Annotated in this window: 22 protein-coding genes; 15 read left to right on the top strand and 7 right to left on the bottom strand. The window is 66.3% G+C overall.

All coding sequences use genetic code 11. The annotated features are described in order from the left end of the window. A complete protein-coding gene (locus tag ACXKZF_RS11045; protein WP_488984223.1) occupies positions 1-927 on the top strand; it encodes an alpha/beta hydrolase in 927 nt (308 codons plus the stop codon). A 285-nt stretch (positions 928-1212) separates the two neighbouring features. On the opposite strand, the gene ACXKZF_RS11040 is transcribed toward ACXKZF_RS11045, so the two are convergent. After that, entirely contained in the window at positions 1213-2097 is an 885-nt protein-coding gene (locus ACXKZF_RS11040) for an AraC family transcriptional regulator (RefSeq protein ID WP_488984222.1), read from the bottom strand. Positions 2098-2258: 161 nt separating this feature from the next. On the opposite strand from ACXKZF_RS11040, the gene ACXKZF_RS11035 reads away from it, so the two are divergent. The 5 genes from ACXKZF_RS11035 (at position 2259) to ACXKZF_RS11015 (ending at position 7270) form a co-directional block, all read left to right on the top strand. Then, positions 2259-3272, top strand: a complete 1014-nt coding sequence (locus tag ACXKZF_RS11035) for a carbon-nitrogen hydrolase family protein (protein ID WP_488984221.1) — start codon at positions 2259-2261, stop codon at positions 3270-3272. Positions 3273-3533: 261 nt separating this feature from the next. Beyond that, positions 3534-4019 carry a DUF6153 family protein gene (locus ACXKZF_RS11030; RefSeq protein ID WP_488984220.1) on the top strand — a complete coding sequence of 162 codons (486 nt, stop codon included), beginning with the start codon at positions 3534-3536 and terminating at the stop codon, positions 4017-4019. A gap of 97 nt (positions 4020-4116) precedes the next feature. Further along, the gene (locus ACXKZF_RS11025) at positions 4117-4725 is read left to right on the top strand and encodes a DUF305 domain-containing protein (RefSeq protein WP_488984219.1); all 609 of its coding nucleotides are present in this window, start codon (positions 4117-4119) and stop codon (positions 4723-4725) included. A gap of 308 nt (positions 4726-5033) precedes the next feature. Continuing rightward, complete coding sequence (locus ACXKZF_RS11020) at positions 5034-6527, top strand: multicopper oxidase family protein (protein WP_488984218.1); 1494 nt, start codon at positions 5034-5036, stop codon at positions 6525-6527. Positions 6528-6697: 170 nt separating this feature from the next. Then, positions 6698-7270, top strand: coding sequence for an NADPH-dependent FMN reductase (locus ACXKZF_RS11015; RefSeq protein ID WP_055956762.1), 573 nt, complete (start codon positions 6698-6700; stop codon positions 7268-7270). A gap of 169 nt (positions 7271-7439) precedes the next feature. Here ACXKZF_RS11015 and ACXKZF_RS11010 read toward each other — a convergent pair whose 3' ends face one another. Then, on the bottom strand, positions 7440-7925 hold the full coding sequence (locus ACXKZF_RS11010; protein ID WP_488984217.1) for a MarR family winged helix-turn-helix transcriptional regulator: 486 nt from the start codon (positions 7923-7925) through the stop codon (positions 7440-7442). 75 nt (positions 7926-8000) lie between these two features. Between ACXKZF_RS11010 and ACXKZF_RS11005 the strand changes: the two genes are divergently transcribed. The 4 genes from ACXKZF_RS11005 (at position 8001) to ACXKZF_RS10990 (ending at position 11338) form a co-directional block, all read left to right on the top strand. After that, the gene (locus ACXKZF_RS11005) at positions 8001-9050 is read left to right on the top strand and encodes an LLM class flavin-dependent oxidoreductase (protein WP_488984216.1); all 1050 of its coding nucleotides are present in this window, start codon (positions 8001-8003) and stop codon (positions 9048-9050) included. Continuing rightward, the gene (locus ACXKZF_RS11000) at positions 9043-10071 is read left to right on the top strand and encodes an LLM class flavin-dependent oxidoreductase (protein WP_243222459.1); all 1029 of its coding nucleotides are present in this window, start codon (positions 9043-9045) and stop codon (positions 10069-10071) included. The genes ACXKZF_RS11005 and ACXKZF_RS11000 overlap by 8 nt, the downstream gene beginning before the upstream one ends. A gap of 12 nt (positions 10072-10083) precedes the next feature. Beyond that, the gene (locus tag ACXKZF_RS10995) at positions 10084-10761 is read left to right on the top strand and encodes an NADPH-dependent F420 reductase (RefSeq protein ID WP_488984215.1); all 678 of its coding nucleotides are present in this window, start codon (positions 10084-10086) and stop codon (positions 10759-10761) included. Between the two features lie 172 nt (positions 10762-10933). After that, positions 10934-11338, top strand: coding sequence for a winged helix-turn-helix transcriptional regulator (locus ACXKZF_RS10990; RefSeq protein WP_488984214.1), 405 nt, complete (start codon positions 10934-10936; stop codon positions 11336-11338). Between the two features lie 214 nt (positions 11339-11552). On the opposite strand, the gene ACXKZF_RS10985 is transcribed toward ACXKZF_RS10990, so the two are convergent. The 3 genes from ACXKZF_RS10985 to ACXKZF_RS10975 form a co-directional block, all read right to left on the bottom strand. Next, entirely contained in the window at positions 11553-11990 is a 438-nt protein-coding gene (locus ACXKZF_RS10985) for a nuclear transport factor 2 family protein (protein ID WP_055956778.1), read from the bottom strand. Then, entirely contained in the window at positions 11981-12787 is an 807-nt protein-coding gene (locus ACXKZF_RS10980) for an MBL fold metallo-hydrolase (RefSeq protein WP_488984213.1), read from the bottom strand. The genes ACXKZF_RS10985 and ACXKZF_RS10980 overlap by 10 nt, the downstream gene beginning before the upstream one ends. Before the next feature lie 142 nt (positions 12788-12929). Beyond that, positions 12930-13424, bottom strand: coding sequence for a MarR family winged helix-turn-helix transcriptional regulator (locus ACXKZF_RS10975; RefSeq protein WP_055956784.1), 495 nt, complete (start codon positions 13422-13424; stop codon positions 12930-12932). 91 nt (positions 13425-13515) lie between these two features. Here ACXKZF_RS10975 and ACXKZF_RS10970 point away from each other — a divergent pair, with 91 nt between their 5' ends. Beyond that, positions 13516-14199 carry a FadR/GntR family transcriptional regulator gene (locus tag ACXKZF_RS10970; RefSeq protein WP_055956788.1) on the top strand — a complete coding sequence of 228 codons (684 nt, stop codon included), beginning with the start codon at positions 13516-13518 and terminating at the stop codon, positions 14197-14199. A gap of 217 nt (positions 14200-14416) precedes the next feature. Beyond that, positions 14417-15139 carry an amidohydrolase family protein gene (locus ACXKZF_RS10965; RefSeq protein WP_488984212.1) on the top strand — a complete coding sequence of 241 codons (723 nt, stop codon included), beginning with the start codon at positions 14417-14419 and terminating at the stop codon, positions 15137-15139. A 126-nt stretch (positions 15140-15265) separates the two neighbouring features. On the opposite strand, the gene ACXKZF_RS10960 is transcribed toward ACXKZF_RS10965, so the two are convergent. Both ACXKZF_RS10960 and ACXKZF_RS10955 read right to left on the bottom strand, forming a co-directional pair. Further along, entirely contained in the window at positions 15266-16033 is a 768-nt protein-coding gene (locus ACXKZF_RS10960; RefSeq protein ID WP_055956795.1) for an SDR family NAD(P)-dependent oxidoreductase, read from the bottom strand. Beyond that, positions 16026-16892: a fumarylacetoacetate hydrolase family protein gene (locus ACXKZF_RS10955; protein WP_055956798.1), complete on the bottom strand. Its 867-nt coding sequence runs from the start codon at positions 16890-16892 to the stop codon at positions 16026-16028. Before ACXKZF_RS10955 ends, ACXKZF_RS10960 begins: the two co-directional genes overlap by 8 nt. A gap of 128 nt (positions 16893-17020) precedes the next feature. On the opposite strand from ACXKZF_RS10955, the gene ACXKZF_RS10950 reads away from it, so the two are divergent. From ACXKZF_RS10950 to ACXKZF_RS10940, 3 genes are read left to right on the top strand one after another with little or no spacing between them, the layout of a single operon-like run. Beyond that, positions 17021-18316: an enolase C-terminal domain-like protein gene (locus ACXKZF_RS10950; RefSeq protein WP_488985997.1), complete on the top strand. Its 1296-nt coding sequence runs from the start codon at positions 17021-17023 to the stop codon at positions 18314-18316. Then, the gene (locus ACXKZF_RS10945; protein WP_055956804.1) at positions 18313-19266 is read left to right on the top strand and encodes an aldo/keto reductase; all 954 of its coding nucleotides are present in this window, start codon (positions 18313-18315) and stop codon (positions 19264-19266) included. The genes ACXKZF_RS10950 and ACXKZF_RS10945 overlap by 4 nt, the downstream gene beginning before the upstream one ends. Beyond that, on the top strand, positions 19263-20780 hold the full coding sequence (locus ACXKZF_RS10940) for a sugar ABC transporter ATP-binding protein (protein WP_488984211.1): 1518 nt from the start codon (positions 19263-19265) through the stop codon (positions 20778-20780). Before ACXKZF_RS10945 ends, ACXKZF_RS10940 begins: the two co-directional genes overlap by 4 nt. Position 20781 lies beyond the last annotated feature (1 nt).

Here is a 20781-nt window from a genome sequence, read left to right as displayed (position 1 = left end):
ATGCCCGTCACCCCAGAAGCTGCAGCCGCAGTTCAGCGTTGGAGCTCCAGCCTGGCCGCCCTTCCGCCCTTGCTGCGCGGAGAACCGTCTGAGACGACGCTGGAGGCGGTCCGGAGCGCCTACGACGCGATCCTTGGGGCTCATCCCGCCCCCGGAGGAATCAGCATCCAAGAGATCGATATGGGAGGAGTGCCGGGGATCGTGGTGACCCCGGAGACCGTCGAGACGGGGCGCACGCTGTTTTACATCCATGGCGGCGCTTACATCGTCGGGAGCCCGGCGGGCTATCACGGACTTGCCGGGAACCTCGCGCTTCGCCTCAAAGCACGCGTGTTCCTCCCGCACTACCGGCTCGCTCCTGAGTTCCCGTTCCCGACGCCTCTCAATGACACAGTGAGCGCTTACCGGTGGCTGTTGGACCAGGGCCAGGACCCCGAGCATCTGATGGTCGCCGGAGACTCTGCCGGCGGCGCAATGACGGTCACCGTCATGACGAAGGCCCGCGACCTCGGCTTGAGCCTGCCTGCAGCGGGGGTGGCGTTCTCGCCCTGGGCGAATCTGGAACATACAGGTGCGTCGATGACGAACAGGGAAGGCCTCGACCCGCTGAACAGCAAGGAAGTCCTCGACCTTCTGGCGCGCTCATTCCTCGATGGGGAACTGCCCAACAACCCTGATGCGTCGCCGGTCTTTGCTGACGTTCGCGGCCTACCTCCGATCCTCGTCACCATTGGCGAAAGCGAATTGATGCTCAGCGACGCTATGCGCCTGGCCGTTCACCTCGCGGAGAATCGTGTGCGAGTGAGCCTTGATGTGTGGCCCGGAATGTTTCACGTCTGGCAGATGCACCACGACCAGCTGCCCGAAGCTCGACGGGCCCTCGACGACGCCGCCCGCTTCCTGCTCCAGGCGCTGCCCACCCGCTGAGTGCCCCCACGGGCCCGGTCGGTTCTGGAACCATTCTTCGCCCAGTTACCCGAGATCTGAGGTGGGCCTCCGGAACGGGTTCGGCGGCCAGCGGGCGTCATTTTCACCGGCACGCGTCCGCCGCCCATAAGTCGGTCGGCAAGCGCGTCGGAGTAGCTGGTTTCCGCGGAGCGATCGTTCTTAGGTTTGATTGCTCGATCGCGGCATCTTGCAATCGTTCGATGGCAGTTCGATAGCGCCTACGTCGAGCTCAAGTGAAATCTGTCAGAGGTCACGCAGGATCGCTCAGTCTTTCTGCCTTAGTCCGGTTGGGGTGGTGTCAAAGTGCTCGTTGATGGCGCGGCGGAGGCTGCTTGCGCCGGTGAATCCGCACAAGGCGGCGATTTCAAGAATGGAGCTGCTCGAGTTTTGCAGCAGGCCCAATGCTCTCTGGGCTCGACGTTGGCGGATCGTATACGCCGGCGTCGTCCGCTCACGAGCGAAGATCGCGTGCACGCCTCGCTCCGAGAGGTGGTGCTGGCGCGCGAGGAATGCCACGTTCAGCCGGGGGTTGTCGAGGTTATCCTCGATCGTGGTGAGCATCGCAGCATGTTGAGCACGCGAAGTCTGGACACGTCCAGCTCGCCCTGCCGCAGCTCCGAGGAGCGCACCCAGTAGCTCGATCTCGACGCGTTCCTCGCCAGCGAGCTCGCGCGCTCCGGCGGTGTTCCTGCTGAACACCAGGCGGCTCCACGTCCTCCCGATGACGTCGTCGATAGGGATTCTGGCGCTGAGCGCACTGTCGAGCTGTGCCTCGGTAAGTGGAAGCAGATCCCGAGGTATTCGCTGGATCGTCGATGCGTAGGGCCCGGCGTGCTCGAGCCGGTAAGGGCGATCCGAACGATATGCGATGCACCGGCCGGCGACCGCGTAGGTGCTCGTGCGGCCCTGGGTGAGGGTGGTTGCCCCTCGGGTTTGGAGTGCGACGAACACCATCGCTGGCGCGTCCGTACGCGCACGCTCGATCGTGCAGGCAGACGAGGCCACATTGGTGAGGGAGGTGTGCGTGCCCAGGCGCGTGCGCATGGTGCCGATGAAGTCGGGTGCAATGCGGGTGACCTCGACCGGCACGAAAGACCGACTGGCGAGGTCAGCCCAGCTGTCTTTGTCGCGCACGAGGATTTCGGGCATGTCTCATCGTCGGCTACCCGCGTTTCGAGCGCATCTCCGCGCGGCGACGACACTGTTGCCGCAGGCGTTCTTGTGCGGGATCTGCGCGATGGGCTGCGGTTTTTGCCTCTCTTGCTGCGTGCGACCGCTCCTACGATCGAAGCAGACCGGAGGAGACACGGATGAGTGAAACGATGCGAGTAGCTGCTGTGCAAGCCGAACCAGTGTGGTTCGACCTCGCAGCTACGACGGAGAAGACAGTTTCGATGATCGAGGAAGCGGCGGCGGCGGGCGTGGAGTTGCTCGCGTTCCCGGAGACATGGTTGCCCGGGTACCCGATCTTTCTCTGGTCGCACCCGGTGCCGGAACAACTGGCATTCATCGACCGCTACCACCGCAACTCGCCCCGGATCGACGGGCCGGAGCTCGCCCGCATCCGGGAAGCCGCTGCACGCAGAAAAGTGAGCGTGGTGCTGGGCTTCAGCGAACGTGACCAAGGATCGCTCTACATGTCACAGGCCATCATCAGTGCCGACGGGACGATCCTGCTCCACCGACGCAAGCTGAAGCCGACCCATGCCGAGCGGACCCTGTTCGGCGAGTCGGACGGGTCTGGGCTGCAGGTCGTCGACACACCTTTCGGTCGGATGGGCGCCCTCAACTGCTGGGAGCACATCCAACCCTTGGTGAAGTTCGCCTTGTATGCCCAGCACGAGCAGGTGCACGTCGCCGGCTGGCCGTGCTTCGGGATCTTCCAGGAACATCCCAGCCTGGGCGCGGAAGCGTGCCTGGCCGTGACCCGAACGTATGCCATCGAGGGCAGCGCATTCGTGCTCGCGTCGTGCCAGATGATCTCGGAAGAAGGCGCGCAACAGTTCCTGGTCAACGGATCGCCGTCGCCGATCATCGACGGCGGTGGCGGCTATGCACGCATCTTCGGTCCCGACGGTGGACCTCTCGGCGATCCCCTTCCGACGGACCAAGAGGGTTTCATCGTGGCGGACATCGATCTCGGTGCCATCGCGATGGCGAAGACCTTCGCTGATCCCGTGGGGCACTACAGCCGCCCCGACGTTTTCGGCTTCACCGTCGACCGGCGTCCCCGCCACGTCGCAGTCCTTACCGGAGAAGGCTCCGCCTTCTCGGGCGCGCTCGACCCGGAAGCCGCAGCGCCACCAGAGCTGATGCTCGCCTGACGGGAAAGTGACCTCCGTGACCGAAGGTGTCACACGGAATCGGGTCGATCTCTCCAGCTACCCCCTGCAGACCGGGGACGTCCTTCGGTCCGCGCCGAACAGGTGCAACGCGGGGGTGCTTCGGCACCCTGGTCCGCCTCACCGCGTAAGGTTCATGGCATACCCCCCGTGGGTATACGGTTACGGGAAGAGCGTTCACCGACGCGAGCAGGCCTTGTCATCTTGACTCAGGCCCACGTCCATCGGCGGGAGGAGGTCGTCATGAAAGTGATGAGCGAGCTCGTACGTCGGGGCTTCGGTGCGGCGCGGCTCGTCCTGGCCGTTCCCGTGGCTCTCGCCATCATCGCCGGGCTGCTGTCCATGCACGTGCTGACGGCTCCTCACGACCCCGCGCCCCACGACCCCGCGCACGGCACGGCGATCACGGCGATGAGCGCGGCGGGAACGAACCTCGACTCCCCGCTCGTTGGCGCGAGCCCGACGAGACCGGTAGCGGCCGAAGGGGGCGGTGCGGCCTGCTCTCCGGGCGAGTGCGACGACCCTTCGGGCATGCCAGATCATTCGATGTTGATGATGACGTGCGTGCTGGCGCTGCTCACCGCCCTGGTCATGGTGTTCGCCGCGGGTCTTCGGACATCCGGCACGCGCCCCCTGTGCACTCTGCGCCCTCCGCTACGGGTTCTGCTCGCCGCTCTGCGGCGGCCCCGCCCGCCCTCGCTGCTCGTCCTCTGCATCAGCCGGACCTGATTCCACGGCATCCCGACGACCGTCGTCGGCACGCTCGCTCCGCCCTCCTGGGCGATGAATCAGAACCCCACCGACTGAGCAGAATAGGACACACCTGATGCGTTTTCGTACCCTCACCGTAGCCGCCGGCACCGCGGCGACCCTTCTGGCGCTTTCCGGCTGCGCGCCCGCAGATGCAACAATGCCCGGCATGGACCACGGCTCCGGCGCCATGACGAGCACCGCTCCGTCGCAGAGCGCGGCAACGTGGAACGCGGCGGACGAGATGTTCGTGACGATGATGATCCCGCACCACGAGCAGGCCATCGAAATGGCCGATCAGATCCTCTCGAAAACCGGCGTCGACGGACGAGTGGTCACCATGGCAGAGGGGATCACGGCCGCCCAGGGGCCGGAGATCCGCACCATGCGCGGCTGGCTGGAGACATGGGGCGTCGCCGCCGCCGAGTCGTCGTCGGGAATGGAAGGTATGGCCGACGGCATGATGTCGGCCGACGACATGATTGCTCTGGACACAGCGACCGGAAACGACGCTGCCCGCCTGTTCCTGGACGGCATGATCGCGCACCACGAGGGCGCGGTGACGATGGCCGAATCGATCCTCGCCGAGGGGAAGGATCCCGACGTCGCCGCCCTCGCGCAGAACATCATCGACGGTCAGACAGCGGAGATCGCCGTCATGAGGGAGATCCGCGCCACCCTCTGAAGGGTCACAGTCTGACGTGGCCGCCCGGACGGGGGCCGAGGTGCCCATCTACAGCCCCTGTCCGGGAGCACCGCCCCCGTGCGACGACGGAAGGTCTCCGGTCACGCGTCCACGAGTCGTTCGGCGGTCATCACCGGGGGTGCTCACGGTGCCCCTCTCCTCTCATCAGCGAAGAAAGAGCTCATGACACTTCTACGCGGTATCTCTCCTCGATCGACCCCCACTCCTCACCCGGTCTCAGACGTAGGTATCCCCGTGAACGACGCGCGGGCTGACGACGCAAGCTCTCGATTGTGAGGGGCGACAGCGTGAAACTGAGCCGGCGCGGCTTCCTCGGAGTGGGCGTGGGCGCCGTTGCAGCTGTCGGATTGGCGTCGTGCACGCCGAGGGCGAACTGGGTTCGCCCTGACGGGCCCGAGGTGGAGGACCGAGAACGGCGCCGGAAGAACAGCGGCCGAGCGACCAGCGTTACGTTGACGGCAGCTCAGACGGTCTGGGACCTGGCGGGAAGCCCTGCGGCGACCTGGGCTTTCGATTCCGGCCCGGCGTCGGTGGTACGGCTGCGCGCCGGTGACACGGTGGCGGCGACCGTCCGCAATCGACTCGAGGCCGACTTGTCTGTTCACTGGCACGGCCTCGCGCTCCGCAACGACATGGACGGTGTCTCACCGCTCACTCAGCAGCCCATCGGTGCCGGTGGGGACTTCGAGTATCGGTTCCGCGCACCCGATCCAGGAACGTACTGGTTCCACTCTCACGTCGGCACGCAACTCGATCGCGGGTTGTACGGCGCGCTGATCATCGAGGATCCGTCCGAGCCGGGTGCATATGACGATGAATGGGTCATCGTTCTCGATGACTGGCTCGACGGTGTCACTGCGACACCGGACGGCGTCCTCGCGGACCTTTCCGCGGGAATGGGCAGCGGGGGAGGGATGGGCGACATGTTCATGCGGATGGGAAACACCCTGATGGGTGCCACGTCCGACCTGCTTGCCGGTGACGCCGGCGACGTCTTCTACCCGAATTATCTCGTGAACGGGAAACCCCCCACTGACCCCGCCCAGTTCGTCGCGAGGCCGGGGAGCCGGATCCGACTGCGGATCATCAACGCGGGCGGCGACACCGCTTTCCGCTTCGCTGTTGGTGGTCACTCGCTCACCGTCACCCACACTGACGGGTTTCCGGTGGATCCGACCGTGGTCGACAGCATCCTGCTGGGAATGGGTGAACGGTATGACGCGATCATCACTCTCGGCGATGGGGTGTTCCCCCTGGTCGCTTTCGCGGAGGGCAAACGCGACCGCGCATTCGCCCTGGTCCGAACGGGCGGAGGGGAGGCTCCCGCCGCCCCGGAAAGCATGTCCGAACTGAGTGGGGGTCGCGTGGGAGTCGCGGACTTCCTGACGGCTGCGTCGGGCGCGGGCCTTCCTGCGCGAGCGCCGGATCGCACCATCGCTCTGACATTGACGGGAGGGATGGAGAAATACGACTGGGGCATCGACGGCAAGCGTTTCGATATGGACCGACCACTCACCGCGGCGCACGAGGTTCGGGCCGGCGAGCGCGTTCAGCTCCAGGTCCCCAACAGCACCGACATGTGGCATCCCTTTCACCTGCACGGCCATACGTATCAGCACGCAAAGGGCGGCCCCCGAAAGGACACGTCGATCGTGCTGCCCCGGCAGACCCTCACGGTGGAATTCGACGCCGACAATCCCGGCGTCTGGCTCGCGCATTGCCATAACCTCTACCACGCGGAATCCGGCATGGCGACGGTGATCGGCTACCGCGCGTCGTAGCTCCCCGGTGGCCCGTGCGGGTGGGCTGCGCCATACGGCAAGACTTCCTCGGAAGTGCGTGACGCACCTCAAAGTGCGAGGCGGGGGGCGGGAGTAAACCCTGCGAGAGCGCGTTCTGGGAGGGGGACGGTCGGGACAACGCCCCGTCCGCGTTCAGAAGGAGAGACACAATGACGAAGATCGCCATCATCCTCGGCAGCACCCGCCCGGGCCGTAACGGTGAGGCTGTCGCCAGGTGGGTGGAGGAGATCGCCTCGCGTCGCACGGACGCCGAGTTCGAGCTCGTCGACCTTGCCGACTACCCGCTTCCCCACCTCGACGAGCCCGGCCCCGCCGCGTACGGCGCCTACCAGAACGAGCACACCAAGGCCTGGTCGGCGAGGATCGCCGCTTTCGACGGCTACGTCTTCGTCACGCCGGAGTACAACCACTCCACGTCGGGTGTGCTGAAGAACGCCCTCGACTACCTGTACAACGAGTGGAACAACAAGGCTGCCGCGTTCGTCAGCTACGGCGGCGTCGGAGGGGCGCGCGCGGTGGAACACCTCCGCCTCATCGCCTCCGAGCTGCAGCTCGCCACGGTGCGCGGCCAGGTCGCCATCTCGCTGATGACGGAGTTCGAGAACTTCTCGGTGTTCAAGCCGAACGACTACCTGCTGCCGCAGGTCGACACGATGCTCGACCAGCTCGTGTCGTGGTCGAAGGCGCTGCAGACCGTTCGGGCTGGCGTCGCTGCCGCGTAGCCCTCGAGTCGCCATCCGGCCGCGCGTACACCCGACGCGCCGCGGCCGGATGGCGGTACTCCACCGAACCCGTGGTTTTACGGTCCCGGGTACCGTGCGTCACGCGGTCCCGCCTCGGCCCGGAGCGACATCGCGGAGATGCGGGTCGACCGGTGCCGGCGGGGCAGCCTCAGTGAGGCAGGTCGTCCACGTGTTCTCGGAGCGTCCGCATCACGTCCTCGAGCGAGGCGAGCTGCTCCGGAGAGAGTGCCCGTGAGAAGACATCGCGAATCGCGTGAAGGTGTGGCGCCGAACCAGCGCGGAAGAGTTGTGCACCGACAGCGGTGAGCGCGATCTCCGCTCCCCGGCTATCGCCGGCGACGGGGTCGCGGTGAATGAGCCCCCGGCGCTCCATCCGACCCAGATGGTGCGAGAGCCTACTGCGCTCCCAGCCGATGTGTTCCGCGAGCAGGGACGAACGCATCCGCTTCTCCGGATGCTCCGAGAGCGCGAGCAGAACCCCGTAGTCGCCGGTGGACAGCCCGGCATCGTTCTGCAGGCGTGCGGCCACGACGTTCTTCACCTGTTCGGACGTCTCGATGAAGAGCCTCCAGGCCCGCAGCTCTGCGGCCGTGGGCGACTGCCGACGCCGCGGCGCGGACGGGGGAATACTCATGACCGACCCTTCGTTGACATGTCAACTACATCATCGCATGATTGACACATCAACAACATGGAGCGGGGAAAGAGAATGACCGGTCATCGGATCGAGTTGGGGCTGAACTCCTTCGGGGATATGGCGAGCGACGGTGGCCGGATGTTCAGCGACGCCGAGACGGTGCGCCTTCTCATCGACGAGGTGCAAGCGGCGGAGCGCGTGGGCCTCGACATCTTCAGCGTCGGCGAGCACTACCGCACCAACCAGGTGGACTCGGCCACGGCCGTGCTGCTGGCCGCCATGTCGGGTGTCACCAGCCGCATCCGCCTGGGGACGGCGGTCACGGTGCTCAGCACCAACGACCCCGTGCGCCTCTTCCACGAATTCTCGACCCTGGATGCCGCGTCGAACGGCCGCGCCGAACTGGTGCTGGGGCGAGCGTCGGCAACCGAGTCGTTCCCTCTCTTCGGCTACGACGTCGCCGAGTACGAGGCGCTCTTCGACGAGAAGCTCGACCTGTTCATGCAGCTCCAGAAGGGGGGACCGGTCACGTGGTCGGGGTCGACCCGACCGGCGCTCACCGGTCAGACTCTTCATCCTCGGATGCGGGAGGGTGGCATCCCCACGTGGATCGGTGTGGGCGGGACCCCGGACTCCGTCGTCCGGGCTGCGCGTCACGGGCTGCCGCTGATGATGGCGATCATCGGCGGGACCCCGCAACGCTTCAGCCGGAACGTCCAGCTCTACGAACGGGCGCTCGCGCAGTTCGGGCACGCGCCTCAGCCGATCGGCCAGCACTCGCTGGGGCTCGTCGCGCCAACCGACGAGGAAGCCCAGGACCTCTGGTGGGAGTGGTGGCAGCCCGTGGTGAAGACCATCGCGCGCGAGCGCGGCTTCTACGCTCCGACACGCGAGCGCTTCGCTCGCGAGCTCGACAGCGGTGCCCTGTTCGTGGGTTCACCCGAAACCGTCGCCACGAAGATCGCCACGATGGCTCGCGATCTGCATCTCAGCCGTTTCGACCTCAAGTACGACCTCATCGGGCTTCCCCGCGACGCCCGCGCACAGACCATCGACCTCCTCGGTCGCGAAGTAGCCCCTCTCCTCGATGAACTCCTCACGAAAGACGCACTCCATGCCTGACATCGAATTCGGACTCGACACGTTCGGCGACATCCCGGAAACCGATTCCGGGGCGCTCGCCACCCATCCCGAAGCCATCCGCCAAGTCGTCGCCGAAGCCGTTCTCGCCGATCAGCTCGGCGTCGACGTCTTCGCGGTCGGAGAGCACCACCGGCCCGAGTACGCCATCTCGACCCCGGAGACGGTGCTCGCCGGCATCGCCACCCAGACCAGTCGCATCCGTCTGGCCTCGGGTGTCACGGTGCTCAGCTCCGATGACCCCGTGCGCGTCTTCCAGCGCTTCGCCACGGTCGATGCGCTCTCGAACGGCCGCGCCGAGGTCATCCTCGGACGCGGATCCTTCACCGAGTCGTTCCCCCTCTTCGGTTACGACCTCAGCGACTACGACACCCTCTTCGAGGAGAAGATCGAACTCTTCTCGCAGCTGCTGTCCGAGACGCCCGTCACCTGGAGCGGCACCACGCGTCCCGCGTTGACGAACGCCGATGTCTTCCCCAAGACGGCGTCCGGATTGTCGACCTGGGTCGGGGTGGGTGGATCACCGCAGTCGGTCATCCGTACCGCGAAGTACGGCTTTCCCCTCATGCTCGCGATCATCGGCGGCAGCCCCGAGCGATTCGCTCCGTACACCGACCTCTATAGGCGGGCGGCCGAGCAATTCGGCACCACCGCGCATCCGATCGGGATGCACTCGCCCGGCTTCATCGCGGACACCGACGAGGAAGCCCGCGAGATCTTCTTCCCGCGCTACAAGATCGTCCGCGACCGGATCGGGGCCCTCCGGGGCTGGCCGCCGGTACGCCGGGAGGAGTTCGACCAGGAGGTCGAGCACGGCTCGATGTACGTCGGCTCACCCGACACCGTCGCTCGGCGGATCGCATCGGCGATCACGACCCTCGGTGTCGGTCGTTTCGATCTCATCTACTCCGCGGGGCCCATCCCGATGAGCGACCGCATGCGTGCCGTCGAGCTCTACGGTACCCGCGTCATCCCGCAGATCCGCGACATCCTGGCCAGCTGAGAGAAGAATCCGATGACCACCACCCCCGTCGTCCACCCCGAGACGATCAGCATCCTCGGTGCCGGAAAGGTCGGCACCGTCCTCGCCCGACTCGCCCTCAGCGCCGGTTACCGGGTGCTGATCAGCGGATCGCGAGACCCCTCCGCAATCGCTCTCACCATCGACGTCCTCGCCCCCGGTGCCGGGGCCACCAGCTCCCTTGACGCGGCTTCCCAAGGCGACATCGTGATCCTCGCTCTGCCGCTCGGCAAGTACCGCACTCTGCCGGTCGAGGCGCTCCGCGGGAAGCTCGTCATCGATGCGATGAACTACTGGTGGGAGGTCGATGGTGAACGCGACGATCTGAACGATCCGCGCACCACCACGAGCGAGATCATCCGCGACCATCTCACCGGATCGCGGGTCGTGAAGGCCTTCAACCACATGGGCTACCACGATCTCGATGAGGAGCCCCGTCCGGCGGGGGCGGCCGGCCGCAAAGGCATCGCGGTCGCGGGCGACGATCCCGCCGACCGTCGCGCCGTCGCCGCCGTCGTCGACGCACTCGGCTTCGATCCCGTCGACATCGGAACTCTCGCGGAGGGTGCGATCCTCCAGCCCGGCCGTCCGTTGTTCGGAGCCGACATCGGCGCCCGCGAGATCGAAGCCGTCGTTCGCGCCGCGCGCGCCGACTCGGTCAACGCCTCGTGAGTCGTCGTCTGCCGCGGCGGCCGAGGTCCGAGCGCACCCGTGACGATCAGCTCGAAGACCGCCTCGCGCGTGTCTCCCTCGGGGGTGCGGCGACCATGCGGGAGCGCCCGGTGCGTCTGTCGGACACCTCGACCGTCTGTGTCCGCGTGGCGAGAGGGAAGGCGCGATCGACGTGATCCCCGTGCCGAACCCTCCATCGGCGTTCGCCGGGGATGCCGACATCCAGGCCCGTTGCGATGAGACCGACGCGCACGGCCTCGTGCGCGAGATGCTGGCCATGACGAGCGACCGCTGGTCGATGCGTGTCATCGGCGCGCTGTCCGACGGTCCGGTCCGATTCACCGGACTGATGGCGAACGTGTCCGGTGTCTCGCACCGGATGCTGACTCAGACCCTGCGACGGCTGGAGCGCGATGGCCTGGTGACGCGCACCAGCTATCCGGAATCGCCGCCGCGTGTGGAGTACGAGTTGACCGCACGGGGAGCTTCGTTCCGCCACCCTCTGGAAGCATTCGTTTCCTGGACGTTGGAACACCAGGCCGATATCGAAGGCAGCCGTTACCGATTCGACCATTGACGTCGAGACTGCTCGTCTTCGCTCCCGGAAGACGGGTCGGCATCCGTTGCTCGCCGAGGTAACAGGGACGCGCCCCCGCGATCCGTGAGACGACGATCCCGAAGCGGCAGCGCCCTCGTCGCCCTGCGGGTCGACGGGCGACGAGGGCGGGACCGCCCCGCACGCCGGGGTGACCAGTTGTTTCGACCTGGCCGCCCCGGCGCGGGCCGCGCGCTCAGGCGGGGAGGGCGGCCGTGGCCGCCTCGGCGACCTTCGCGGTGTCGACGAACTGCTCGAATCGCACGATGAGTCCGCCCCGCACCACGAAGTGGTGAGCAACGCGCACGTCGAGGTCCTTGTTCGTGGCCTTGTTCGTGGCAGTGTAACGAGCCAGCACGACGACGTTCTCACCGTCGACGACGTAGGTGTCGTCGTGGGCGGCCCATCCGTCCCAATCCCTGCCCAGGATCTCCATCACGTTCGAGGTGACGCCGTGAGGGGTGCGATACGTGCCCGCGAGCGGGAACCCCGCCATCTCGGTCCACTCGACGTCGGGGGCCATCGTGGCGCGGAGCGCCTCGAGGTCGCCCGCCGCCGACGCGAGGTACTGACGGCGCACCACGTCGCGAGGCGCCGGCGACGTGTCGAAATCGGATTCGGTGTTCAGCCCCATGTCATCTCACCCTTCGCAACCTTCGGCCCGATCTGGGCCGCGATCAGCATGCCTGACTCAGGGTATCGATCGACGAGCGCTGCGGTGATGGCTGCGCCATCCGGAGACGGTACGACGAGACTCTCGAAGTTCGCGAGGTATTCACGCGTGTAGTCGATCGCGCCGACGTCGTTCGGCGTTCCGGGGAGTCGATGGCCGGCGATCACGACCGCCGGGTCGAGGTTCTTCATCTCGTCGAGGGCGGTGATCCAGGCGGTGCGGAGTTCCGGGGTGGCGGTATCCGCGGTCCAGACGTGCTCCTGCTGGAAGACCAGAACGCCACCCAGGACGGTGCGGCTTTCCGCGTGCCACAGGTAATGCCGGTCTGAGAGCGGGGCCGACCCGCCGCGGAGCTCGAGCCGCTCACCATCGATGTGGATGGCGTCGTCCTCGAACGGGGTCAGGGGGGTGAGACGGGTCGGCAGGTTCGCGCCGAGCGCCGCCCACGCCCGCAGCTTGCCCTCGAAGGATGCCGCGATGTGCTCGATCACGATCGGGGTGGCGACCAGTTCGGCATCCGGGAAGGCGTCCGCGAGGACCTCGAGGCCGAAGTAATAGTCGGGGTCGGCGTGGCTGACGAACACCGTCGTGAGCTTCTTACCGGAGTCGAGTACGGCGGCAGCCAGGCGGTGCCCGTCAGCCAGCGTGAAACCGGCGTCGATCAGGACAGCCTCGGTCTCGCCGGTGACGAGGACAGCAGACTTGTTCTTCGATCCGACCGGGAAGTCCAGATCGAAGACCTCGAAAGTGAGTGACATGGCAGTGAGTGATCCTTCCTGAGGGGCACCCGGAAACCGCACCGGGTCATCCGCTCCGTTGAGCGGTGTGACCCTCTCAACAATAGCTGACTAGTCAGCTATTCCCGCAGGATCGATCCGCACGTTCCCCGGGGTCCCGGGGTCATGGCATGGGGGGAAGGGACCGTGCGGCGCTGATGCTGAGGGCGCGAACGGAACGCGCGAAGTCTGCCGCCTGGTCGGCACCGAGAACGTCGACGATGTGCCGCTCGATGTTGCGAGCGTGCAGCGCGCTCGCTCGCAGTAAGAGGGTGCGTCCCGCGGGTGTCAGCGTGATCAACTGCACGCGTGCGTCGGTCTCCGACGGGGTGCGCGCGACGAGTCCCTGGTCCACCCCGCGCTGGACGAGACGGGTTGCGCCGCCGGAGGTGAGGACCCTGCCCTGGGCGATGTCGCGCACAGGAAGCCCGCCGTCTCCGCTGCGCCCCACCATGAGCAGGAGTTCGAAGAGGGTGTGGCTGAGGCCCGTCTCGGATTCGAGGTCGCGACCGAGAATGTATTCGAGTCGATTCGCCGCGCCCATCAGCCGGCCGAAGATGAGGATGCGCGGATCGTTGGCTGCTTCCAGCGGCGTGCGGAACGTGGGGTCGGCGGTCACCCCCCGATGATAGGGCGGTCCGCCAATTCGCCTCGTGGCCCGACAACCGCCCCGCGTGGGTTCGATCGCGTCGCATGTCTAGACTTCGTAGATGGCTGTCACGGACGATGCGATCATCCGCATCAAGGGAATGATCACCTCCGGTGAGCTCGGTCCCGGTGATCGACTTCCCCCCGAGAAGGAACTCGGGGAGAAGCTCGGCGTGTCGCGCAACTCTCTGCGAGAGGCGGTCAAGGCGCTCGAAGTCATCCGCGTCTTGGACGTCAGGCGTGGCGACGGCACGTACGTGACCAGTCTGGAGCCGCGCCTGCTTCTCGAGGCTCTGAGCTTCGTCGTCGACCTCCACACGGATCGCTCGATCCTGGAGGCGTTCGAAGTTCGGCGCATGCTCGAACCCGCGGCCGCGAGCATCGCGGCGGTCCGTCTCACCGACGAGCACCTCGCGCGACTTGACGCTCTCCTCAACGAAATCGACGAGACCGTGACCATCGAAGACTTGGTGCAGCATGACCTGGCCTTTCATCAAGGGATCGTCGAAGCAGCAGGGAACGAGTATCTGAGCCGGCTGGTGGAATCGATGCAGAGCAGCACCCTGCGAGCGCGCATCTGGCGGGGGATTACTCAGCAAGGCGCCGTCGATCGGACGATCGCCGAGCATCGAGCGATCTTGGAATCCCTGCGACGCCGCGATGCACAACTGTCGGCGGCGCTGTGCCTGACCCATATCGCGGGAATCGAGCAGTGGATCCGCGACGCGTCCTCGAGTGGTGCATGAGGATCGACGGAGCCGAGTCGGTTCGGACCGCGATCATCGCGCGTCGCCTCCTGCACAGCTCGCGAGAGATCGGACTGCCATGACGACACTTCTTGACACCCACGTGCACGTCTGGGGTGGGTCGACCATCGCCTAACCCTGGCTTGCCGAGGTCCCTGACCTCGGTCGTGTGTGCGCGCCGCACCAGATCGACCGAGCTGATGCTCTGACGACACGCATGGTGGCGGTCGAGGCAGACGCGGCGCCTACCGACCGCCTGAGTGAGGCGCAGTGGATCGCCGGCCTGCAGAATGAGTGGCCCGAGCTTGCGGCAATCGTGGCAGGCGTGGATCTCGGCGGCGACGTTCCGCGTCAGCTCGACGCGCTGTCGCAGATCGACCTGGTCGTCGGAGTACGCCATCAGCTGCAGCCCGAACCAGCGGAGTCTTGGCGGGTGGACGCGATCTCCGCCGGCTTGGCAGAACTTGCACGTCGAGGGTGGACGTTCGATGCGTGCGTTCGGCATCGGCAGCTTCCCGCCTTCCTCGAGATCGCCCGGTCGAGCCCAGGGTCCAAGATCGTCATCGATCATCTGGGCAAGCCCCCCGTCGATGCGGGGATCGCGAGCGCCGAGGGACTGGCGTGGAAGGACTCCATCCAGCGACTCGCGGAGCTCCCCAACGTCACGGTCAAGATCTCGGGTCTGGCGGCCGAGTCGACGGACGAAGCGTCCTTCGACGCGAACGCGGATGCGTTCATCGCTGCGGCAGTCGAGGCGTTCGGTGTCGAGCGGTCGATGATCGGAAGCGATTGGCCCGTCAGCGCCGTGCTCGGCGGAAGATCCACGACGTCGGGGTGGGTCGAGAGAGTCCGGCGTGCGGTCTCTCCCACCCCCGAGGAGTGGGATCTCCTCGCGGGTGGTGTCGGCGAGCGCTTCTACGGCCTTGCGCCGGCGCGATGAGAAGCGCTTCGGCCCGACGGCTCTGATGGCTCCGTCGGGCCGGCGCTCGCGCGGAAGGATCACGCGAAGGAAGCCACTCCCGGGGGGACGGAGCCGGCTCCTCGACCTGTGATCGCGGCGATCTCGTCAGTGCTGCGGTGACGGGATGGGTCGCATCCGCAGCGCCTGCATGCCACCGTCCACAGCCAGCGCCACCCCGCTCGTCGAGCCCGCACGGGGGCTGACCAGGTACGCGACCGCATCGGCGACCTCCTCGGCGGAGACGAGTCTGCCGTGGGGCTGGCGGGCGGCGAGGGCAACGCGTTCGCCCTCCGGGTCGGCGGCGGACTCCAGGAGTCGTTGGACCCATGGGGTGTCGGCCGTGCCGGGGTTCACGGCGTTGACGCGGATTCCCTCTCGGAGGTGGTCGGCGGCCATCGCCTTGGTCAGCGACAGCACGGCGCCCTTCGTAGCGCTGTACAGCGCCCGCTGGGGCAGGCCGGCGGTAGCCGCGATCGACGAGGTGTTGCAGATCGCCGCTGCGGATGACGCACGTAGGTACGGCAAGGCCGCCCGGGTCACGCGCGCGATGCCGATGACGTTGATGTCGAAGACCCGATGCCACTCGTCGTCCGAGTTGGCCGCGATGTCGCCCTGCGCCCCGATCCCGGCGTTGTTGACCACGATGTCGATACCCCCGAGGCCGCGAACGACATCCTCGATGGCAGCGGTGACGCTGCCGTCGCTCGAGACGTCGGCGTGCACGGCGAGATCTGCCCACGGAGCACCCGCGGGGTTCAGATCCAGCACCGCCACTCGCGCCCCATCGGCGATGAGTCGGCGCGCGATGGCGCTGCCGATTCCGGAAGCGCCTCCGGTGACGATCGCGACCAGCCCTTCGAGCGGCTCAGCCATGGTTCGTCCCGCGGCGGTCCGAGCCGACGTACGTCTGTCGCTGACGGCCCAACCCGTCGATCTCCACCTCGACGACGTCGCCGTGCGAGATGTACGGGAACCTCCCCGACAAGCCGACACCCTCTGGGGTCCCGGTGAGGATAAGGTCACCGGGCTCGAGGACGAGGAACTGGCTGAGCTCCCACACCACGGTGTCGATCGCGAAGATGAGGTCGCTGGTACGAGAATCCTGGCGAGGTTCCCCATTGACCCACGACCGCAGCCGCACGTCGTCCGCGTCGATCTCATCGGGTGTCACCAACCACGGCCCGATGGGAAGGAAGCCCGGTCCGCACTTCCCTTTGGACCACTGGCCCCCCGAGACAGACAGTTGCCAGTCGCGCTCGGAGAGGTCGTTGGCCAGGACGAACCCGGCGATGTGTTCCCGCGAGTTCTCCGGCGAGTCGAGATAGCTCGCGCGCGAGCCGATGACGATTCCCAGCTCGACCTCCCAGTCCAGCTTGACGCTCCCCGGAGGGATCGCGACGTCGTCGTCGGGGCCGACCACCGTGTTGGGCGCTTTCAGAAAGAGGACGAGGTTCTCCGGTGGCGTCGATCCCGACTCGGCGGCGTGGGCCGCATAGTTCATACCGACGCAGTACACGGCCGAGGGGCGTCCGATGGGAGCGCCGATTCGACCACCGCTGGGCAATTCCGGAAGAATCCCGCGTTCGACGGCGTCGGCCGCGCGGGCGATGCCGCCCGAGGCGAAGAACGCCCCGTCGAGGTCGGGCGTCAGCGGGCGGAGGTCGAGGACGCGATCGTCTTCGATGACAACGGGAACTTCATCGCCGAAGCTTCCCAGACGTGCGAAACGCATAATCGAGTCTTCCTTAAGGTCGGAACTCTGCGGAGTACGGATGTGCTCCGATGGGCCAATCGTCCCACAACTGGGACGACTTGACCTTCATACATCCCATGTTTATAGTCGGTGGCGGAGAGGAAGACATGGCTGTCATCACCGATGTCGAGACGATCGACATCCGATTCCCCACGTCCCTGAGTCTTGACGGCTCCGACGCGATGAATCTCGACCCCGATTACTCGGCGGCGTACGTGATCATTCACACGGATGCCGCTGACCACCTCGAGGGGCACGCGTTCGTCTTTACGATCGGTCGAGGCAACGATGTGGAGGTCGCCGCGATCGATGCGACGCGCGGACACCTCATCGGGCAAGACCTCGACGTGCTGCTGAAAGACATGGCAGCCACTGCTCGGCTGCTGATGGACGACTCGCAGCTGAGGTGGCTCGGGCCCGACAAGGGCGTCATGCACATGGCGGTCGGCGCGGTCCTCAACGCGCTCTGGGATCTGCGCGCGAAGCGCGCGGGTGAGCCGCTGTGGCTGCATCTGTCGCGGCTGACGAGCGAGGAGATCGTCTCGCTGGTCGACTTCCGCTACTTGTCCGACGCGCTGACACCCGAGGAAGCGCTCAGCATCCTCCGCGCGGCAGAGAGCGGCAGGGCCGAGCGCATCGATCAGCTCTTCGAGCACGGGTACCCGGCGTACACGACGACGCCCGGATGGCTGGGCTACTCGGACGAGAAGCTCGCTCGGCTGTGCAAGGAAGCGGTCGCCGACGGGTTCCCCCAGATCAAGCTCAAGGTGGGCGCCGACCTGGACGACGACAAGCGGCGGATGCGCATAGCCCGGGAGTGCGTCGGTCCTGACTTCCCCGTCGCCATCGATGCGAACCAACGGTGGGATGTCGCGGAGGCGATCGACTGGGTGACGGCGCTTGCCGAGTTCGACCCGGCGTGGATCGAAGAGCCCACCAGCCCCGACGACATCCTCGGACATGCGGCGATCGCCCGCGCGGTGGCGCCCATCCGTGTGGCGACCGGCGAGCACGTGCCCAACCGTGTGGTCTTCAAGCAGATGCTGCAGGCGGGTGCGATCTCCGTGATGCAGATCGATGCGACTCGGGTCGGCGGGGTGGCCGAGAACATCGCCAACCTTCTGCTCGCGGCCAAGTTCGGGGTACCCGTGTGCCCGCACGCGGGCGGCGTCGGGCTGTGCGAAGCGGTCCAGCACCTCTCGATGTTCGACTTCGTCGCTGTCTCCGGTTCTCTGGACGGGCGAATGATCGAGTTCGTCGATCACCTGCACGAGCATTTCGTCACTCCGACCGTGATCCGCCGGGGACGCTACATGGCACCGATCGCGGCGGGAGCCGGCACGGAGATGTTGCGCGCCTCGATCGCCGAATACACCTGGACGCCGGAGCAGGTGCGCGTATGACCGCGCCCATGAGTCGTCTCGGCTTCGGGGGAGCGCCGGTCGGGAACCTCTACCGGGCGGTCACCGACCAGCAGGCTCACGATGCGTTGGAGCAGGCCTGGGCGGCGGGCATCCGTTACTTCGACACGGCCCCGCACTACGGACTCGGTCTCTCGGAACGACGCCTCGGCGCATTCCTGAAGGAAAAGCCTCGGCATGAGTTCGTGATCTCCACCAAGGTCGGACGCCTTCTCGAACCCAATCCTTCTTTCGCGGGCGGCACAGACCTCGACAACGGATTCGATGTGCCGGACGATCTCGTCCGACGCTTCGACCCGACGATCTCCGGGGTGCGCCAGAGTCTGGAGGCGTCCCTGGAGCGCACGGGTCTCGACAGCTTCGACATCCTGTTCCTCCACGACCCCGACGTCTACGACCTGGAGGCGGGCCTGTCGTCCGGGCTCCCCGCCCTCGATACGCTTCGCGACGAAGGGCTCGTTCGTCAGATCGGTGTCGGTGTCAACGACGCCGCGACCGCCACGCGCGCCGTCCGTGAGGCGAGCCTCGATCTCGTGATGATCGCCGGGCGTTACACGTTGCTCGATCAGGAGGCGGAGCGGGAGTTGTTTCCGGCCTGCACCTCACAGGGAACCCGCGTCGTGGCTGCGGCGCCTTACAACTCCGGCCTTCTCGCGACGGCCACGCCCCAAGCGGGTGCCACCTACGACTACGGAGCGGTACCGGACAGCATCCGCGAGCGCGTGAGTGACATCGCCGAGATCTGTGCGGCCCATGGTGTGGAGCTGCCCGTGGCGGCACTCCAGTTTCCGCTGCGGCACCCGCTCGTGGCATCCGTGGTCGTGGGATCGGCGCGTGCCGAGGCGATCGCCGAGAACGCGGCTCGCCTCGAGGCGCCCGTGCCCGACCAGCTGTGGGTCGACATCGAGGCATATAGGGAGGCAACGCGATGAACTCCACACTGCTTCTCGAAGCCGAAGGGATCTCCAAGAGTTTCCCCGGTGTGAAGGCTCTCGACGGCGTGGGTTTCGACCTCCGCCACGGAGAGGTTCTCGCACTCGTCGGTGAGAACGGCGCAGGGAAGTCGACCCTGATGAAGCTGCTCGCCGGGATCTACGTCCCGGATTCCGGGTCGTTCCGTCTCGATGGTCGGGACTTCCGCGCACAGAACCCGCGCCACGCGCAGGAGATGGGCATCAGCATCATCCATCAGGAGTTCAACCTGATGCCTGACCTGACCGTCGCCCAGAACATCTTCATCGGCCGAGAACCGCGCCGGGCGGGCTGGCTTCTCGACAACCGTGCACTCGCGCGGCGGGCGTCGACGCTCTTCGATCGACTCGGCATCGACCTGGATCCCGACGAGCCCGTCGAACAGTTGACCGTCGCTCGGCAGCAGATGGTGGAGATCGCCAAGGCGTTGTCTTTCGACGCGAAGGTTCTCATCATGGATGAGCCCACGGCGGCGCTGAACGATGCCGAGGTCGATGTGCTCTTCGAGTTGATCGAGCGATTCCGATCCCCCGAGACGGGTGTGATCTACATCTCCCACCGGATGCCGGAACTCAGCCGGATCTCCGACCGGATCACCGTTCTCCGCGACGGTCAGTACATCGGCACCCGTGACACCACGGCCACCGACCAGCGCGAGATCATCTCCATGATGGTCGGTCGAACCATCCAGGTCGAGGCGCGACCGTCGGCGACCGTGAATGAGTCGCCTGTCGCGCTCGCAGTGGAGAGCCTGTCGACGAAGCACCTTCTGCGAGATGTGAGCTTCGAGGTTCGCCAGGGCGAGATCCTCGGTTTCGCGGGACTCATGGGAGCCGGTCGGACGGAGGTCGCGCGAGCGATCGTCGGTGCGGATCGAACCACGAGCGGCACGATCACGGTGAACGGCCGCGTTGCGTCGATCAGCAATCCTGCGGACGCCGCGCGATGGGGTATCGGCTACCTCTCGGAAGATCGGAAGAAGCTCGGCGTGCTCTTGGAGCGCAGTGTCCGAGAAAACATCGTCCTCGCATCGCTGCCTGCTTTCGTCGGCGGGCTCGGAGTGGTCAACGGGCGCAAGATCGAAAAGACCGGTCGAGAGTACGTCTCCACTCTCCGCATCAAGACCCCGTCGACGGCGCAACTCGTGGGCAACCTGTCCGGCGGCAATCAGCAGAAAGTGGTGATTGCGAAGTGGCTCGTGAAGGACTGCGACGTCCTCATCTTCGATGAGCCGACGCGAGGTATCGACGTGGGCGCGAAGGAGGAGATCTATCTCCTGCTGCGACAGCTGGCCGATCAGGGCAAGGCGATCATCATGATCTCGTCCGAACTGCCGGAGGTGCTCCGCCTTTCCGACCGCGTGGCGGTCATGGCCCAGGGGCGCCTCGTGAAGATCCTCGACAACGCCGACGCCACACAAGAGAACCTCATGGACTACGCCACCCGATTCACTGCCGAAGGGATCATCGCATGAT

It is taken from the genome of Microbacterium sp. ABR10 (assembly GCF_057812175.1).
This window is presented reverse-complemented; position numbering and strand designations above follow the sequence as displayed.

What these genes read in the sequence shown, in the direction of transcription:
- ACXKZF_RS11045 (WP_488984223.1), top strand. Translation starts at nt 1, where the DNA reads ATGCCCGTCACCCCAGAAGCTGCAGCCGCAGTTCAGCGTTGGAGCTCC.
- ACXKZF_RS11000 (WP_243222459.1), top strand. Translation starts at nt 9,043, where the DNA reads ATGCCTGACATCGAATTCGGACTCGACACGTTCGGCGACATCCCGGAA.
- ACXKZF_RS10970 (WP_055956788.1), top strand. Translation starts at nt 13,516, where the DNA reads ATGGCTGTCACGGACGATGCGATCATCCGCATCAAGGGAATGATCACC.
- ACXKZF_RS10965 (WP_488984212.1), top strand. Translation starts at nt 14,417, where the DNA reads ATGGTGGCGGTCGAGGCAGACGCGGCGCCTACCGACCGCCTGAGTGAG.
- ACXKZF_RS10995 (WP_488984215.1), top strand. Translation starts at nt 10,084, where the DNA reads ATGACCACCACCCCCGTCGTCCACCCCGAGACGATCAGCATCCTCGGT.
- ACXKZF_RS11015 (WP_055956762.1), top strand. Translation starts at nt 6,698, where the DNA reads ATGACGAAGATCGCCATCATCCTCGGCAGCACCCGCCCGGGCCGTAAC.
- ACXKZF_RS11025 (WP_488984219.1), top strand. Translation starts at nt 4,117, where the DNA reads ATGCGTTTTCGTACCCTCACCGTAGCCGCCGGCACCGCGGCGACCCTT.
- ACXKZF_RS10945 (WP_055956804.1), top strand. Translation starts at nt 18,313, where the DNA reads ATGACCGCGCCCATGAGTCGTCTCGGCTTCGGGGGAGCGCCGGTCGGG.
- ACXKZF_RS10955 (WP_055956798.1), bottom strand. Translation starts at nt 16,892, where the DNA reads ATGCGTTTCGCACGTCTGGGAAGCTTCGGCGATGAAGTTCCCGTTGTC.
- ACXKZF_RS10985 (WP_055956778.1), bottom strand. Translation starts at nt 11,990, where the DNA reads ATGGGGCTGAACACCGAATCCGATTTCGACACGTCGCCGGCGCCTCGC.
- ACXKZF_RS11035 (WP_488984221.1), top strand. Translation starts at nt 2,259, where the DNA reads ATGAGTGAAACGATGCGAGTAGCTGCTGTGCAAGCCGAACCAGTGTGG.
- ACXKZF_RS11030 (WP_488984220.1), top strand. Translation starts at nt 3,534, where the DNA reads ATGAAAGTGATGAGCGAGCTCGTACGTCGGGGCTTCGGTGCGGCGCGG.
- ACXKZF_RS11010 (WP_488984217.1), bottom strand. Translation starts at nt 7,925, where the DNA reads ATGAGTATTCCCCCGTCCGCGCCGCGGCGTCGGCAGTCGCCCACGGCC.
- ACXKZF_RS10980 (WP_488984213.1), bottom strand. Translation starts at nt 12,787, where the DNA reads ATGTCACTCACTTTCGAGGTCTTCGATCTGGACTTCCCGGTCGGATCG.
- ACXKZF_RS11040 (WP_488984222.1), bottom strand. Translation starts at nt 2,097, where the DNA reads ATGCCCGAAATCCTCGTGCGCGACAAAGACAGCTGGGCTGACCTCGCC.
- ACXKZF_RS10940 (WP_488984211.1), top strand. Translation starts at nt 19,263, where the DNA reads ATGAACTCCACACTGCTTCTCGAAGCCGAAGGGATCTCCAAGAGTTTC.
- ACXKZF_RS10950 (WP_488985997.1), top strand. Translation starts at nt 17,021, where the DNA reads ATGGCTGTCATCACCGATGTCGAGACGATCGACATCCGATTCCCCACG.
- ACXKZF_RS11005 (WP_488984216.1), top strand. Translation starts at nt 8,001, where the DNA reads ATGACCGGTCATCGGATCGAGTTGGGGCTGAACTCCTTCGGGGATATG.
- ACXKZF_RS10960 (WP_055956795.1), bottom strand. Translation starts at nt 16,033, where the DNA reads ATGGCTGAGCCGCTCGAAGGGCTGGTCGCGATCGTCACCGGAGGCGCT.